This window comes from Aeromonas sp. 603079 (assembly GCF_049172135.1).
Classification (GTDB): Bacteria; Pseudomonadota; Gammaproteobacteria; order Enterobacterales; family Aeromonadaceae; genus Aeromonas; species Aeromonas veronii.
In genome coordinates this window covers 61601-76685 of record NZ_JAAKPX010000006.1, presented here as the reverse complement: position 1 = coordinate 76685, position 15085 = coordinate 61601, and the positions used below count along the sequence as shown (strand labels likewise).

14 protein-coding genes are annotated in these 15085 nt (G+C 58.3%); 8 read left to right on the top strand and 6 right to left on the bottom strand.

Annotated features, from left to right (window positions below; all coding sequences use genetic code 11):
• Nucleotides 1-8: 8 nt before the first annotated feature.
• Both prpC and G5287_RS05760 read left to right on the top strand, forming a co-directional pair.
• Nucleotides 9-1136 (top strand): bifunctional 2-methylcitrate synthase/citrate synthase, encoded by a 1128-nt coding sequence (gene prpC / locus G5287_RS05765; protein ID WP_201939617.1) that lies wholly within the window; start codon nt 9-11, stop codon nt 1134-1136.
• 10 nt (nt 1137-1146) lie between these two features.
• A complete protein-coding gene (locus tag G5287_RS05760; protein ID WP_421231001.1) occupies nt 1147-2592 on the top strand; it encodes a bifunctional 2-methylcitrate dehydratase/aconitate hydratase in 1446 nt (481 codons plus the stop codon).
• Between the two features lie 99 nt (nt 2593-2691).
• Here G5287_RS05760 and G5287_RS05755 read toward each other — a convergent pair whose 3' ends face one another.
• On the bottom strand, nt 2692-3420 hold the full coding sequence (locus G5287_RS05755) for an FFLEELY motif protein (RefSeq protein ID WP_421231000.1): 729 nt from the start codon (nt 3418-3420) through the stop codon (nt 2692-2694).
• A gap of 259 nt (nt 3421-3679) precedes the next feature.
• Between G5287_RS05755 and G5287_RS05750 the strand changes: the two genes are divergently transcribed.
• Nucleotides 3680-4012 (top strand): polyhydroxyalkanoic acid system family protein, encoded by a 333-nt coding sequence (locus G5287_RS05750; RefSeq protein WP_069526828.1) that lies wholly within the window; start codon nt 3680-3682, stop codon nt 4010-4012.
• A gap of 255 nt (nt 4013-4267) precedes the next feature.
• Nucleotides 4268-5698, top strand: coding sequence for a wax ester/triacylglycerol synthase family O-acyltransferase (locus G5287_RS05745; RefSeq protein ID WP_421230999.1), 1431 nt, complete (start codon nt 4268-4270; stop codon nt 5696-5698).
• A gap of 85 nt (nt 5699-5783) precedes the next feature.
• On the opposite strand, the gene G5287_RS05740 is transcribed toward G5287_RS05745, so the two are convergent.
• The 4 genes from G5287_RS05740 to G5287_RS05725 form a co-directional block, all read right to left on the bottom strand.
• Nucleotides 5784-6572, bottom strand: a complete 789-nt coding sequence (locus G5287_RS05740) for a hypothetical protein (protein WP_270904940.1) — start codon at nt 6570-6572, stop codon at nt 5784-5786.
• Between the two features lie 25 nt (nt 6573-6597).
• The gene (locus tag G5287_RS05735) at nt 6598-7239 is read right to left on the bottom strand and encodes a TetR/AcrR family transcriptional regulator (protein ID WP_421230998.1); all 642 of its coding nucleotides are present in this window, start codon (nt 7237-7239) and stop codon (nt 6598-6600) included.
• Nucleotide 7240: 1 nt separating this feature from the next.
• Nucleotides 7241-8428 (bottom strand): patatin-like phospholipase family protein, encoded by a 1188-nt coding sequence (locus tag G5287_RS05730; RefSeq protein WP_120414267.1) that lies wholly within the window; start codon nt 8426-8428, stop codon nt 7241-7243.
• 94 nt (nt 8429-8522) lie between these two features.
• The gene (locus tag G5287_RS05725) at nt 8523-9095 is read right to left on the bottom strand and encodes a phasin family protein (RefSeq protein ID WP_005333118.1); all 573 of its coding nucleotides are present in this window, start codon (nt 9093-9095) and stop codon (nt 8523-8525) included.
• 248 nt (nt 9096-9343) lie between these two features.
• Between G5287_RS05725 and G5287_RS05720 the strand changes: the two genes are divergently transcribed.
• A complete protein-coding gene (locus G5287_RS05720; RefSeq protein ID WP_421230997.1) occupies nt 9344-11317 on the top strand; it encodes an SDR family oxidoreductase in 1974 nt (657 codons plus the stop codon).
• A 90-nt stretch (nt 11318-11407) separates the two neighbouring features.
• Here G5287_RS05720 and G5287_RS05715 read toward each other — a convergent pair whose 3' ends face one another.
• Nucleotides 11408-12283: an esterase/lipase family protein gene (locus G5287_RS05715; protein ID WP_227342924.1), complete on the bottom strand. Its 876-nt coding sequence runs from the start codon at nt 12281-12283 to the stop codon at nt 11408-11410.
• A gap of 170 nt (nt 12284-12453) precedes the next feature.
• Between G5287_RS05715 and G5287_RS05710 the strand changes: the two genes are divergently transcribed.
• The 3 genes from G5287_RS05710 (at nt 12454) to G5287_RS05700 (ending at nt 14953) form a co-directional block, all read left to right on the top strand.
• Nucleotides 12454-12756, top strand: a complete 303-nt coding sequence (locus G5287_RS05710) for a YebG family protein (protein ID WP_005333111.1) — start codon at nt 12454-12456, stop codon at nt 12754-12756.
• A gap of 380 nt (nt 12757-13136) precedes the next feature.
• Nucleotides 13137-14417: a tyrosine-type recombinase/integrase gene (locus G5287_RS05705; protein WP_227343050.1), complete on the top strand. Its 1281-nt coding sequence runs from the start codon at nt 13137-13139 to the stop codon at nt 14415-14417.
• 71 nt (nt 14418-14488) lie between these two features.
• Entirely contained in the window at nt 14489-14953 is a 465-nt protein-coding gene (locus G5287_RS05700) for a hypothetical protein (RefSeq protein WP_421172900.1), read from the top strand.
• Nucleotides 14954-15085 lie beyond the last annotated feature (132 nt).

Below are 15085 nucleotides of genomic sequence, written 5' to 3'. Positions count from 1 at the left end.
GGCAGCTTATGGGACAGCAAAAACCGTTGGGCGGGGCCGGTCTGCGCGGTCAAAGCGCAGGGGAGACCAGTATCTGCACAGTAGGCAAGAGTGGCACCGGTCTTACCTATCGCGGCTATGACATCAAGGAGCTGGCCGACAGCGCCCAGTTCGAGGAGGTCGCCTATCTGCTGCTCAAGGGGGAGTTGCCCGGTGAGCAGCAGCTTGACGCCTACAAGCGCGAGCTGCGCCGCCTGCGCACCTTGCCCCAGCCGCTGCTGGAGGTACTGGAGCGCATTCCCGCCGATGCTCACCCCATGGATGTGCTGCGCACCGGTTGCTCCATGCTCGGCGATCTGGAGCCGGAAGATGGCTTCGAGCATGAGCATGAAGTGGCGGATCGTTTGCTGGCCGCCTTTCCGGGCATTCTGATCTACTGGTACAAGTTCAGCCACGAGGGCGTACGCATCGCCCTCGATACCGACGAGGAGTGCATCGGTGGCCACTTTCTGGCGCTGCTGCACCAAAAAGCGCCGAGCGAGCTGGAGCGGCGGGTGATGCATGTCTCCCTTATCCTCTACGCCGAGCATGAGTTCAACGCATCCACCTTTGCGGCGCGGGTCTGCGCCTCGACCCTTTCCGACATGTTCTCCTGTATCACTGCCGCCATCGGTACCCTGCGCGGCCCACTCCACGGCGGAGCCAACGAGGCGGCCATGGCGATGATCGAACACTGGCAGGATGAAGCGCAGGCAAGGCGCGAACTGCTGGCCAAACTGGCGGCCAAGGAGAAGATCATGGGCTTTGGCCACGCCATCTACCGCACTTCTGATCCGCGCAACGTCATCATCAAGGAGTGGTCGGCCAAGCTTGCCGAGGCGGTAGGGGATGATCGCCTCTATCGCGTCTCCTGCGAGGCGGAGAAGGTGATGTGGGAAGAGAAAGAGCTCTTTCCCAACGCCGACTTCTTCCATGCCAGCGCCTATCACTACATGGGGATCCCGACCAAGCTGTTCACGCCTATCTTCGTCTGCTCGCGGGTCACCGGCTGGTGCGCCCACGTGATGGAGCAGCGCGAGCACAACCGGATCATCCGCCCGAGCGCCGATTATGTCGGCCCGGCCCCCCGTCACTTTGTCTCTCTACAACAACGATAAGGAAATCACGATGTCCGCCAACGTCGACGTCAACCACAGACCCGAGCCCGATCAGGTACTGGTCGATATTGCCGATTATGTCTGCAACCACCCCGTAACCAGCGAGGCGGCTCTCGACTCCGCCCGTTACTGCCTGATGGATACGCTCGGCTGTGGCCTCTTGGCCCTGCGCTTCCCCGAGTGTACCAAGCACCTTGGCCCCATCGTACCCGGTACTGTCGTGCCCCACGGTGCCCGGGTGCCCGGTACCCAGCTCTGCCTCGACCCCGTCAAGGCAGCCTGGGATATCGGCGCCATCATCCGCTGGCTCGATTACAACGACACCTGGCTGGCCGCCGAGTGGGGTCACCCATCCGACAATCTGGGCGGCATTCTGGCCACTGCCGACTGGCTCTCACGTACCCGCGTGGCCGAGGGCAAGGCGCCGCTCACCATGGCCGATGTGCTGGTGGCCATGGTCAAAGCCCACGAAATTCAGGGGGTGCTAGCGCTTGAAAACTCCTTCAATCGGGTCGGTCTCGATCACGTGGTACTGGTCAAGGTCGCCAGCACCGCCGTGGTGACTCACATGCTGGGTGGCACCCGCGATCAGGTGATTGATGCGGTCTCCCAGGCCTGGGTCGATGGGCAAAGCCTGCGTACCTACCGTCATGCCCCCAATGCGGGGTCGCGCAAGAGCTGGGCGGCGGGGGATGCCACCTCCCGCGCGGTGCGCCTCGCCCTTATCACCATGAGCGGCGAGATGGGCTATCCCGGTGTGCTGAGCGCCCCCAAGTGGGGCTTCTACGATGTGCTGTTCAAGGGCAACCAGTTCGCCCTGCATCAGGGGTACGGCAGCTATGTGATGGAGAACGTGCTGTTCAAGATCTCTTATCCCGCCGAGTTCCATGCCCAGACCGCGGTCGAGTGCGCCATGAAACTGCACGGTCAGGTGAAGGGGCGGCTGGATGAGATCGACCGCATCGAACTCACCACCCATGAGTCGGCCATTCGCATCATCAGCAAGGTGGGTGCCCTCAATAACCCGGCCGATCGGGATCACTGCCTGCAGTACATGGTGGCGGTGCCGCTCATCTTTGGGCGCCTGATAGCCGAGGATTACGAGGATGACGTGGCGGCCGATCCCCACATCGACGCGCTGCGTAGCAAGATGGTGGTGCAGGAGGACAAACGCTACAGCCGCGAATATCTGGAGGCGGACAAGCGCTCCATTGCCAACGCCATCCAGATCTTCTTCAAGGACGGCACTCACACTGCCAAGGTGGAGGTGGAGTACCCGGTCGGCCATCGTCGCCGTCGGGAGGAGGGGATCCCGCTGCTGGTGGAGAAATTCCAACACAATCTGGCCACCCGCTTCCCGGCCAAACGGGTCAGCGACATTCTGGCCCTCTGTCAGGATGGGCCGCGTCTTGCCGCCACCCCGGTACACGCCTTTATGGATCTGCTGGTGATCTGACCGCTCTTGCATTGGCCAACATATCGGCAAACAGTGATAAACGAAAAGCGGGCTCATAGGCCCGCTTTGTTATTCTGGCGGCTTATCCCTCGATAAGCCTTACCCCAGCACACGGCTGTCGCCGTTAAAAAGCGCCGTCATGATGGCCGTCTCGCGACTGGCGATGGTTTCGAGAAACTCGTTGGCACGCCCCATCTGATGACACACCTGATAACCACGCTCGACAAAGGAGAAGAGCTCGCCAAGCCCCGCCAGATGGGCGGGACCTGACACCAGCTTGAGGGTCGCCCCCAGCAGTGGTTTTCTCGCCAGCCTGTCCAGCGTCATGCCAAGCTCGCTCACCAGCGCAATCTGATGTTCCCGGCGCGCCTGTTCACCTACGGCACGATAGGCGATGGTGTAATGGTCCGGTGTGATGGGAGCAATGCCATCAATGCGCCGTAGCGCCACCACCATCAGGTAATCCAGCTCTTCGGAGAGAGCGTCTAGCTCGATCGCCTGCGCCAGCACCTTGAGACCGGACTCCGGCAACAACCGTTCGGCGGTCGGCATCACCCGCATCACGTCCGCATCGCGGCGGGCGCAATCCCCGGGGCCATAGAGATCGGTCAGGAAAAACTCGGCGGCGGGGCCGTAGCGGTCACTCTCCAGCAGATCTCGATGGGTTCGCCCCAACCGGTCGGCCTGCCACTGGCGTAGCCGATCCCGATCCTGCTGATCTTCCGGGTGGGCACGCATCTGCTCGCGCAAGGCTGCAACCCGCTTGAGCTGGCGGTATAGCCGACCCAGGGTGCTATCGTCGTCGTGGGCATGTTCTTGATGCGTCATCTACAGCTCTCTGGCCTTGGGCCCATTGATGGGGATTGGGTGATACGAAGATACAAGTGAATGAAAAACAAGCAGCTTTTGCTGACCGTTCCGTGACAAGTGTAGCGCGCACGGGGGAGGGAATAAATGCCATGCCCCGCTGATGGCCTGCATCCCTCTCGACTCTGTTAAGTGAGTCCCATTTATGTGAACCATCCTTTCATTTGTTGTGAACATGTGTTTAATATCAATAACTAACTTATGACCCAGAGTAACGACCATGTTCTTCAACTCGCTCGCTGGCAGCAGCGCACTCTCTACCATCCAGATCAGCCGTCAGCATCCGCTGGGATTGGCCGCCGCACGGCTCGCGGCCGAAGCCATCGCTGCGGACATGAGCGAGAGCTATCAACTCGATTGCGAATGGGCAGATGAAGAGGAGACCGAGCTACACTTTCGCGGCTCAGGGGTACATGGCACTCTCACCCTGGACGAAGATACCCTGGAACTGGAAGTGCATCTTGGTTTGATGCTGTTACCGGTACGCAGCGTACTGGAGCAAGAGATCCTCGATTATGTCGACAATCGCTTACCTTGCCCCAAACGTGTTTGAAACTTTTCGTCGGACTGGCTTTAAATAAACCAGCTGTAAACGATGGCTGTTTGAAATAAGTTGGCAAGCCATATGGTTTGTCAGGCTTATTATCCGGCAAGGTCTCGATTCTATTTTTCAAGTAATCTTTCATCTTTATTTCATATTTCGAGTCGGCACTCATTAATGTCATTCTGATTGCATCAAGCCTTCATCCGGATATGAGGACTTGAGCAATTTGCCGCCTCGGTAAATTCATTTTGTAGGGAAACAACCATGCCACTGAGTGAATTTATCTCCTGCGTCGATACCGCCTGGTTACGCATGGACAGACCCAACAACCTGATGCAGATCATCGGTGTTCTGATGTTTGAAGGAGAGCTTGATGAAACGCGTCTGCGGGCCGGATTGCGCCACACCATTTCGGTGCAACCTCGCTTCCACCAGCGGGCCGTGCTGGAGGGGGGCTCCTACTACTGGCGTCATGATCCCGATTTCGATCTCGATCAGCACCTCAAGCGAGTGATCCTGCCAGGTGAAGCAGGCAAGCTGGAGCTGGAGAAGCTGGTGGCCGATCTCGCCTCGACGCCGCTCAACCACCAGCGCCCCCTGTGGGATATGCACCTGACCGACACGTCGCTGGGTGGGCAAGCGCTGGTGGTGCGCATTCACCACGCCATGGGCGATGGCTTCTCGCTGGTTCGGGCCATGCTGACCATGATGGATAACATCCCGGAAGGGGCGCCGCGACCACCGTCACCGGAGCCACTGGATGACAGAGATGACGAGGATGAGGAGGATTGCCACCAGGGCAGCCGTCTGGTGCGGGCCGGTCTCAAGCTGACCGGTAGCCTCTGGTCCAAATATGTCGAAGTGGTCACCCATCCCACCAAGGCGGTGGATTACCTCAAGACCGGGCGCGATCTGGCGAGCGAGCTGTGCAATATCGCCACCCTCGGTGATGACTCCCCCTGCCGCCTGCGGGGCAAGACCACCAGCACCAAGCGGGTGGCCTGGTCGGAGCAAATTGATCTGCCGGATATCAAGGCGGTGGGCAAGGTGCTGGGCTGCTCGGTCAACGATCTGCTGATCGCCGCCACCGCAGGGGCGTTTCGCCACTACCTGCAGGAGAAGGGGGATGATGCCAACAAGGTCAAGATCCGCGCCCTGGTGCCAGTCAATATGCGTGCACCGGACGATGAGGGGGCACTTGGCAACCGCTTCGGGCTGGTGGCCCTGGACTTGCCACTGGATGTTGAACACCCGTTGCAGCGGCTCTATACCGTACGTGACCGGATGCAGGCGCTGCGCACCTCGCTGCAACCCGTGGTGGTGCTCAACCTGTTACATGCCCTTGGCATGGCCCCCAATGCGGTGCAGCAGCAGGCCGTCGAGCTGCTCACAGCCAAAGCCAGTGCGGTGATCACCAATGTGCCCGGCCCGCAGCAGACCCTCTATCTGGCCGGTGCAAAACTACGCCAACCACTGTTCTGGGTGCCGCAATCGGGGGATATCGGCGTCGGCGTCTCCATCCTCTCTTACGATCACAAGGTGCAACTGGGCCTAATCACCGACAAGAAGCTGGTACCGGATCCGGATCGGGTGGTCGAGCGGTTTGCGGTGGAGTTCGAGCAACTGCTGTTGCTGGTTCTGATGGAGCCGGAGCTGTTGTTTGACCCCAACGGACTGGATGCGCTGCTGGGTTGATCCGATACGTAAAAATCCCAATAAAAAGAGGCCAACCCGCGGGTTGGCCTCTTGTTTTGTTATCTATCCGTGGCAAGTGTGGCGGTTAATCCTCCAACTCTTCCCGCGCCGCCTCCACATCGAGGCGCTCCATGGCATCCATGGGTTCGCACTCGGCAGCTTCAGCATAGAGGGCTTCGGCCGCTTTCAGGCGGCTCTTGCCGTGCAGCATCACCTGAGCGTTGGCGTACTCCATGCGGGCGATAGCCGAGTCGGGGATCAGCGCCAGCGCCTCCTTGAAGTGACGCTCGGACTCCTCCTTCTTGGCGCCATAGGTGAGGCCGCCGATCATGGCCCCCAACTTGTCGACGATCTCCGCATGCCAGGCACCAAAGGCGATATGGGCCTCGGCGTGATCTGGCGCCAGCTCCAGCGCCTTCTCAAGGCTTGCCTTGATCTTGTCGCCAATTCCTTGCGAGAGGGCCTTGGAGATGGAAATCACCTGACTGTAGCGACCGAGTGCCAGCGCGTGGAAATACCAGGCGTTGGCGTTCCTGGGCTGGCGTTTTTGCAGCTTCTCGGCATGGCTGGCCGCCCGCTCGAAGGCGGCGCGCTTGGCATACTTGTCTTCCAGCAGATAGCTGGCGTGGATCACCAGTGCCTTGTTTGCCACATTGAGGCCCGCCTCACCGGCCGCTTCGCCAAGGGCGACGGCCCGGGCAAAATCCCCGGCATGATAGGCCCGCCAGGCATCCTGTACCTGCTCATCCTCGGGCCAGGGTTCGGCATCCCCCTGATGGAGACGATCCCAGTTGTCCGCCAGCTTCTGGCCAGCATACTCATAGGCCGCATCCGCGTAGGGGAAGGGGACAAATTCGAGTTGTGAAGTGGTCATGCTTGTTCTCCCTGTAGCATGTGAATCAAACCTTGTCGGTGTAGTGATGGGCGAGGGCGCCCAGATGAGCGCGGGCATCGGCCCGCAAATAGGGTGCGACCAGCTGCATCACCTGAAAGACGCCGAGGGCGATATCGGCATCCGCCTTGGGGTGCAGTGCCCGCTGGTAAGAGATCCAGAATGTGCCCACCAGCGCCACATTGGCCGCCAGCGTGCGCATCTGTTGCGTCGTGCCCTCCATCAGCCCGACCGTTTGCAGATGCCTGCAAATGGCGATGGCGGTCTGCTCCTTGCGGCGCAGCAGGGCGGAAAAGCGCTGTTCCACCTGATGATAACCACTCATCAGGGTCGCGATATCATAGTAGAGGAAACGGTACTGCCAGATGGCTTCAAACATCAGGTGGAGAAAGAGCCAGATATCTTCGGGCTCATCGGACGGGGTGCTGACCGCCTCCAGCAGGCGATCCATCTGCTGTTCAAATTCGCAGAACAGGGCGTTGACGATCTCCTCCTTGTTGTGGAAGTGGTAGTAGAGATTGCCTTGGCTGATCTCCATCTCGGCCGCAATGGCCGAGGTGGTGACGCTGGGTTCCCCTTGTCGATTGAAGCAGGCGAGGGCAGTGGTCAGGATCCGCTCCCGGGTACGACGTTTGGGTTTGCGATCCATGCTACTCCTTTGGTGATGAACGGCGCACGCCGTGGCGATAGCGTTTGGCAAGCCAGTGCTGCAACTGCTCCAGCGACTTGTCAAGGGCGGCGACCGAGCCAATGCCTGGGGCCAGCAGGGTGCGATCTTCATCGGCCAGCGCGGCCAGATTGAGCTCGAGGCCATGCTTGGCCAGCACCGGCGCAAGCTCGTCACGACGCTGCCAGAGATCGCGGCGGGTATGCTGGTAAGCGTGCTCGCAGAGGCGACGACGATCCCGATAACTGAACACATTGGTGAAGAACATCTCGCCATCGGCAGAAGAGGGCTCAAACAGCAGGGCGTCGGCGTCGGGATATTGGTGTTTGTAGCGATCCATCCCCACATGCATGCGGGAGTGGATGATGGCGCGAAAAGTCTGGGCCAGCACCACCGGCAGACCGCTGTCGACCAGATTGGTCGGGGTGCCGGCGGCCATGTCCGCATCATAGGGAACCAGCGGATTGATGCAGAACACCAGATCCGCCCCCTCTTCCAGCGCTACCGAAGCGTGCAGAGTCTTGATCAGCGCCCCGTCCACATAGTAACGACCGTTAATCAATGAAGGGGGAAAGAGGCCGGGCAAGGCGGCCGACGCCTGTACCGCCGCCGAGATTGGCACGTCATCGAGCCCCGGGCTGCCGAAGGCGACCGGATGACCGGTGTCGAGTTCGGTAGCGACCACAAACAGTCGGCTGCGCAGCTGGCGAAAATCGTTGCTGCGGCCGGGACGAGAAAAAAACTGGGTCAGAGTGCGATCCACCCCGCGGTTGTCGAACAGTCCGGTCGGAATGGCCTTGGAGAGCCCCTGCAGCGATTCAAACAAGCTACGCTTCCAGGGCGCCGCCAGATAGTAGGTCAGGCTCTGCCACGCCAGTGGCGGGATCGAGGTCAGGCGGTCGGCATATTCACGAAAGGCGGGTCGCAGCAAGGTAGCCGGGTCAAACATCTCCCCCGAATCATCGCTGAGCAGGATCCGTACCAGCTTAGCCGGCGAGATGCCGTTGGCCAGCGCCGAGGCCACCACGGCCCCCGAACTGACGCCAACATAGATATCAGCATGGTCAAGGCGCAGGCCGTTGATGCTGTCAGAGAGGGCTGCGCAGGCACCGATCTCGTAGATGCCGCCGAGCGGCCCGCCGCCAGCAAGGGCAATTGCGATGGTACTCATAGCGTCGCCTCTCTATCCATGACATTCACCATGACAAGACCGGCCCAGCGCAGGGCATGGGCCGGTATCAATCACCTTCCGTCACCGCGAGGGATCAGGGCAGGACGCTCTCTGCTTTGGCCTTCACCTCTTTCACCGCATCTTCCGCAGCGGAGAGGAGATCGGCGGCCTGCTCAACTACGGCCTCTTTAGCCTTGGCTACCGGTGCCTTCTTTACCGGAGGCTTGCGGGCAGCGGGCTTTTTGGCGGCAGCCGGTTTGGCTTCAGCGGCAGGGGCTTCTTCTTCCTGTGCATCCAGCAGTTGCTGGACCACGTCGGTCAGCTCGGCCATGCGCTTGGAGAGCTTGTCGATATCCTTGCGGGTCGGAATGCCGAGGCTGGCCACAGCGCGGGCCACGCGATCTTCAAACACCTGCTCCAGACGGCCCCAGGTATTGGCGGTCTTGTCGGTCACAGCGGCAATCTTCTCATCTGCACTTTGACGGGTTTTTGCTTGCAGCGCTTCACCTTCCTGTACCAGCGCTTCAAAGATCTTGCCACCCTCTTCCTGTGCTTTGGCATAGGCACCCAGACCCGCCAACCAGATCTGCTGGGTGGACTCCTTGATGGTGGAGGTGAGTTGGTTGTCGGTCACTGACCCTGCCAGCGCTTTCAATTTCTTAGCCATGATCTTCTCCTTGAATAACGACAGTTAAATGTAATGGCGACAACGAAACTGCAATCGGGTTGTGGCATTACTGATTTTTCAACTTCAGTCTAGGGACAAAAAATAGAGGGTTCTACCTAATAACGGAACAGGCACACCACCGAAATTAGGGTTTGCTCACGAACCGACAATCAAATTGCGGATTCCCATATGAATCGTGATATATCTAACAACCTAGTAACACCCTAATCAGTAGCAGGATTCTCTTTATGAACTATTTCATTACTGGCGGTAGTGGTTTTATCGGGCGTCGATTGATCAAAAAGTTATTCCAACAGCATCCCGACTGTATCGTCTATTTTCTGATGCGCGCCTCTCATCAGGATAAATTGCCGGAGTTATTTGCATTCTGGAATGTGGATGAATCGCGTGCAGTCCCGGTTTTTGGTGACATGACGCAACCGCTGCTGGGGGTGTCGGTCGAGATGCAGGAGCAGTTGATCGGCAAGATCGACCACTTTTTCCATCTGGCTGCCATCTATGATCTCAACGCCAAGGCAGGGATCCAGCAGCAGGTCAACACCGAAGGGACCCGTCAAGCCGTTCAGCTTGCCGAGCGGCTGGGGACGGGGCAGTTCCATCACTGCAGCTCCATCGCTGCAGCGGGCCTGTTTGACGGTCTGTTTCGCGAGGACATGTTCGATGAGGCCGAACACCTCGACATGCCTTACTTCCAGACCAAGCACGAAGCGGAAGGGATTGTGCGCAATGAGTGCACAGTTCCGTGGCGAGTCTATCGACCGGGGATCGTTGTCGGTGACTCCAACACCGGCGAGATGGACAAGATCGACGGCCCTTACTACTTCTTCAAGACCATCCAGAAGCTGCGTCGCCTGCTGCCGCCCTGGATGCCCGCCATCGGGGTTGAGGGCGGGCGCATCAACATAGTGCCGGTCAACTTCGTGGTCGATGCCATGGTGCATATCGCCCATCAAGAGGGCGAGGAGAACAAGACCTTCCACCTGACCGACCCCAACCCGATGCGGGTCGGCGACATGCTGAGCACCTTCTCCCGCGCCGCCCATGCGCCGGAGCCTGCGATCCGCATCAATGCCTCTCTCTTTAATTTCATTCCCCGCCACCTGACCGCCATGCTGATGACCATGGCGCCGGTGCGCCGCATCCGCGATGCCGCCATCGCCGATCTGGGTCTGCCCAAGGATGTGTTCCGCCTTATCAGTTATCCCACCCGTTTCGACAGTCGCGAAACCCAGCGAGTACTGAAAGGGACCGGTATCGAAGTGCCACCACTGCACAGCTACGCCTGGCGGCTGTGGGATTACTGGGAGCGTCACCTCGACCCGGAGCTCTTCATCGATCGCTCCTTGCGTGGTCGGGTAGAGGGCAAGGTGGTGCTGGTGACCGGGGCCACCTCCGGCATTGGCCGAGCAACCGCACGCAAGCTGGCGGGGGCAGGGGCCAACGTCGTTACCATCGCGCGCGACGAGCAGAAGATTGCCGAGACTAAAGCTGAGTTTGCCGAGCTGGGGCTGACCATCGAGATCTATCAGGGGGATCTCGCCAATCTGGCGCAAGCCGAGGAGATCACCGCTCGCATCGTGGCCGATCACGGCGGCGTCGATATTCTGGTCAACAATGCCGGCCGCTCCATCCGCCGCTCCATCGAGGACTCCTTCGATCGCTTCCACGATCTGGAGCGCACCATGCAGCTCAACTACTTCGGCGCACTCAAGGTGATCATGGGGGTGCTGCCCACCATGATTGAGAAGAAAAAAGGGCACATCATCAACATCTCCTCCATCGGGGTGTTGACCAATGCGCCGCGCTTCTCCGCCTATGTTGCCTCCAAGTCGGCCCTCGATGCCTGGGTGCGTACCGCCGCCTCCGAGTTTGCCGATAAGGGGGTCAGCTTCTCCATCATCAATATGCCGCTGGTGAAAACGCCGATGGTAGCGCCGACCAAGGTCTATGAGCAGGTACCTATGATGACGCCGGAAGAGGCGGCCGATCTGGTGTGCGATACCATCATCAACAAGCATGTGCGACTGGCCACTCGCCTCGGGGTGTTTGGTCAGGTGGTGCATGCCCTGGCACCACGTGTCGCCCAGGTGATCATGAACACCAGCTTCCGCACCTTTGCCGATCCCAAGGACGGCGACAAGTCCAAGGCGACCGCCGATCAGGTTGCCGTCTCGACCCTGATCAAGGGGATACACTTCTAACCGGATGATGGGATAAAGAGATCAACAGGGGCCTGAGCAATCAGGCCCCTGTTTTATTTGGAATAACAGTTGAAGGACGAATAAGGAGGGTCAGACTCGGGACAGCAGATCAAGCAGCAGATCTGTCGTACGACGGGAGTAGAGCAGAGAGAGATGGCCAATGGCAGGCAACTCGATATCTTCCATTCCCGCCAATCGTTGCCGCTCCTGCGGCATCACCACATTGTCGTGACTGGTGCGCACCGAGATGCCGGGCACGCAAAGCGGCACCGAAGCAAAACGCTGTAACCAACCGGAGCCGGGCTCCATCTCGCGGGCATTGGCCCCAAGCCCAAGGGCGGCTAGCTGACTGCCCTGATGAGGCGTAGCCAGCGTGATCAGGCGTGCGACCTTGTCACCCCCATGGAGAGCCAGATAGTCGCGGCAGACCAGCCCCCCCATGCTGTGACCGACCAGCACCAGCTTGTCAGCCCCGGTTTGCGCGAGCACATCGTCAATTCGCTTGGCCAATAGCGGCACCATCTCATCGATATGACCAAATGGTGGCATCAGGGTAATGGTGGCAACCACATGGCCTGCGGCTTCCAATCGGGCGCGCTGGGTGCGCCAGATCCCGCGACTGCAACCGTAACCATGCACCAGCAATACGGGACGCTGGTATGGCCGCAGCCGATCTGGTGCCATCAGCAAAGGCTCGAACGGTAGCAACAAGGTGAAGGTGTAGAGGTAGGCCAACATCTCCTGCGCCATCATCTTCACCCTGCGCCAGGGGCCGATAGCCGGGGAGGGGTAGAAGCGGGTAAACAGCCAGCTGCCGAGCACCACCAGACAGCGCAACCCAAGCAGGGCAAACACCACAAACAGCAGGGTCAGCAACCAGGGGAGTCCCACGACCACGTGGGCGATACTCCCGAGGAGCAGCACCTCTACCATCAGCAGGATAAACAGGTGTCGTACGATCGTCATAAGGCCATGATCCGACCAGTCTGGCGTGGAAGTCAAATGGCACTTTGAGACAACTTGATCCAGCGCGGCTTTTGTCGCTAACCCCCGACGAACTCATTTCCGGTGAGGTTATTTGCAATACTGTATATCCATACATATACTCTATCCATCATCACCAAGAGGAGGCCATCATGGCTGTCGAGATCAAATATGTGGTTGTTCGTGGGGGAGTGGAAAAAATGACCTTTGCCAGCAAAAAAGAGGCCGATGCCTATGACAAGCTGCTGGATACGGCAGACGAGTTGATGACCCTGTTGGCTGGCGCCCCGATCGAGTTGGCGCCAGAGCAGCAGGAGAGTCTGGCATTCTACCTGGCAGAGCAGCGCGATGTGCTGCAAACCCTGCTGCGCGGCGGCAAGGTTCAGGCAGGCACAAAAGAGGAAGAGGCCCCAGCAGCCAAGCGCAAGGAGAAGCCACTAAAGCAGGTGGCCTGATTGCACAGACCTGCTATTTCTCGGGATAAACAGCTCTGTGCATTCACTTTATTTGCATTTAAAACCATTTTTACGGCTATTTACCCCGAGAATTTTTTAACCATGCTGCATATCCCATGCATAACTGAATAGCGTGCACCACTGAGCGACACCAACCAGAACTATGAGGAAATAATGAGCAAACAGTGGAGAGAACGTTATCCAGATCGCTCCTGGTGACCTTAATCAGCAACAACAAGAGGTAGTACCAATCCCAATAGAAGCCGCATTCATCTATCACGAGCCCTTTTCTAGCAACTCGGCTCACAGGCTCATATCGACTCATCTCAGCATCAACAAGCAACACCATGACTCAACAACCATTATCCTTGCCGCCGGTCATGCCGCTGTTTGACAGCCTTATCTATCTGGAAGCTGGCAATCCGCAGGTCAATCAGTACCTTGCCAACCTCAGCCTCAATGATGTGCCCGATGCCGGGCTGGTTTACGAACTGGCGGTCGATTGGCTGCTAGAGCAGCGCAACAGCGAAAACAACTACAAAACCTATCGCAGCGAACTGACCACTTTTTTACACTGGTGCTTTCGCGAGGCGGCCATCAGCCCGAAAGATCTCACTCGCCGCATCATGATCCGCTATCTCGACTACTGTCAGTCGCCCCCTGACGAGTTGATCGCCTATCGCAACGTAGCGCAGTTCATCCTCGACAAGGAGTGGGGAGAGCGGTTGCCCAATCCGCAATGGCGACCGTTTCTCGGCAAGCGGGAGCTGGGCCGCACCTTGCCCTATCGTCTTAGCGAGCAGGCGATGAAGACCAAGCTCGCCATCCTGTCGGCCTTCTTCCAGTTCCTGATCCAGGAGGAGTACATGGACAGGAATCCCGCTCTGCTGCTGCAGCGGGTCAAACGGCCGCAACAGCAGGAGGCCGATGATCAGGTTCAGGCCTTCAGCGAATTGCAGTGGTCATACGTGATGCAGGCCGCCGATACCCTTGCCAACGACCATCCGGAGCAACACGAGCGCAGCCGTTTTCTCACCATTCTGATGTACGCCTGCTATCTGCGGATCTCTGAGGTTGCAGCCCGGCCGGGCTTTACCCCTGTGATGGGGCAGTTCAGGCGGGATCGCAAAACCGGCGTCTGGGGCTACTTTATTCCGCAAAGCAAGGGGGGCAAACGGCGTACCGTAGCGGTATCCCAAGCGCTGTTGGCGGCACTCGAACGCTACCGCCGTTTCCTCGGTCTCTCTCCCTTGCCGAGACCGGATGAACAGACACCACTGTTCGTTCGCCATAAAGCGGCAGCACATGGTCGCGATCAGGGGGAACTCAACGCCAACCTTGGAATTCGCCAGCTACGGGATTTGATCATGGTGATCATCGGTAAAGGCGCAGAATTGGCAGAGCAGGATGGATTTGTCCAGGATGCGGCCGAGATGCGGCAACTCTCTCCCCATGCGATCCGCCACACCGGGATCACCCATGACATCAACCTGCATGGTCGACCGCTTTCCCACGTACAAGCCGATGCAGGACATGACAGCATCGACACCACTTCGAAATACCTGCACACCAGCAACAGCGAACGACATGAGAGCGCGCAACAAAAACCGCTAGACAGATTGAGCCAACAAACGAGAGATAATCGTTCAAAGGGCGGGTGAGCATCGTGACCTAAAAAAGTGATTCATTAAGGTCTAATTCAAGCTGGTGCCGTTATTTTGTACTTCTCTGGATGGCAACCGGTTCAGGGAACAGCAGGGCTGTTAAGAACGAGCAGGTAGCCATCCGCGGGATCAATATTTATTCCGTATCAGAGAGAAAAATAACCAAATCGCTTGCTCAAACATCGAGACAACCCCCTATGCCGATAGACATCATCAAGAAGACCTACAAGATTGTCGGACAAGGCGATCTGATGGCGCAATTTACCCTTATCCCCTCAGGCACGTTGAATATCTGGTTTCCCGAAACAGGATTGCAGATGGAGGCACCCTGTAGCCAACTTCGTTTTGAAAATGACACCCTGCTCTATACCAACGGCATGCACTACAGCCAGGCGAGAGCATTCTGGTCGTTAACACTTCACTCTGTCGATATGAATGAACTGAAGAGGTTAATCATGGATATGTGCAGCAATGTCCACATATCCCATCCGCGAACGCCCATACCCAAACGCAAACATTGGCTAATAGCCTGATCAGCCGGAATGAAAGAACAAGACCCGTCTCGCAAAAGGCGGGTCTTTTTCATTCTCTCTGTGGAGTGCATCGAGGTCTAAAAAGGTGATTTGATGACTTATAAGAATGGTCATCATCGTGGGCTACCGAAA

Excerpts from the sequence above, each read along its gene's own strand:
- prpC (WP_201939617.1), top strand. The coding sequence starts at position 9 with ATGGGACAGCAAAAACCGTTGGGCGGGGCCGGTCTGCGCGGTCAAAGC.
- G5287_RS05760 (WP_421231001.1), top strand. The coding sequence starts at position 1,147 with ATGTCCGCCAACGTCGACGTCAACCACAGACCCGAGCCCGATCAGGTA.
- G5287_RS05755 (WP_421231000.1), bottom strand. The coding sequence starts at position 3,420 with ATGACGCATCAAGAACATGCCCACGACGACGATAGCACCCTGGGTCGG.
- G5287_RS05750 (WP_069526828.1), top strand. The coding sequence starts at position 3,680 with ATGTTCTTCAACTCGCTCGCTGGCAGCAGCGCACTCTCTACCATCCAG.
- G5287_RS05745 (WP_421230999.1), top strand. The coding sequence starts at position 4,268 with ATGCCACTGAGTGAATTTATCTCCTGCGTCGATACCGCCTGGTTACGC.
- G5287_RS05740 (WP_270904940.1), bottom strand. The coding sequence starts at position 6,572 with ATGACCACTTCACAACTCGAATTTGTCCCCTTCCCCTACGCGGATGCG.
- G5287_RS05735 (WP_421230998.1), bottom strand. The coding sequence starts at position 7,239 with ATGGATCGCAAACCCAAACGTCGTACCCGGGAGCGGATCCTGACCACT.
- G5287_RS05730 (WP_120414267.1), bottom strand. The coding sequence starts at position 8,428 with ATGAGTACCATCGCAATTGCCCTTGCTGGCGGCGGGCCGCTCGGCGGC.
- G5287_RS05725 (WP_005333118.1), bottom strand. The coding sequence starts at position 9,095 with ATGGCTAAGAAATTGAAAGCGCTGGCAGGGTCAGTGACCGACAACCAA.
- G5287_RS05720 (WP_421230997.1), top strand. The coding sequence starts at position 9,344 with ATGAACTATTTCATTACTGGCGGTAGTGGTTTTATCGGGCGTCGATTG.
- G5287_RS05715 (WP_227342924.1), bottom strand. The coding sequence starts at position 12,283 with ATGACGATCGTACGACACCTGTTTATCCTGCTGATGGTAGAGGTGCTG.
- G5287_RS05710 (WP_005333111.1), top strand. The coding sequence starts at position 12,454 with ATGGCTGTCGAGATCAAATATGTGGTTGTTCGTGGGGGAGTGGAAAAA.
- G5287_RS05705 (WP_227343050.1), top strand. The coding sequence starts at position 13,137 with ATGCCGCTGTTTGACAGCCTTATCTATCTGGAAGCTGGCAATCCGCAG.
- G5287_RS05700 (WP_421172900.1), top strand. The coding sequence starts at position 14,489 with ATGGCAACCGGTTCAGGGAACAGCAGGGCTGTTAAGAACGAGCAGGTA.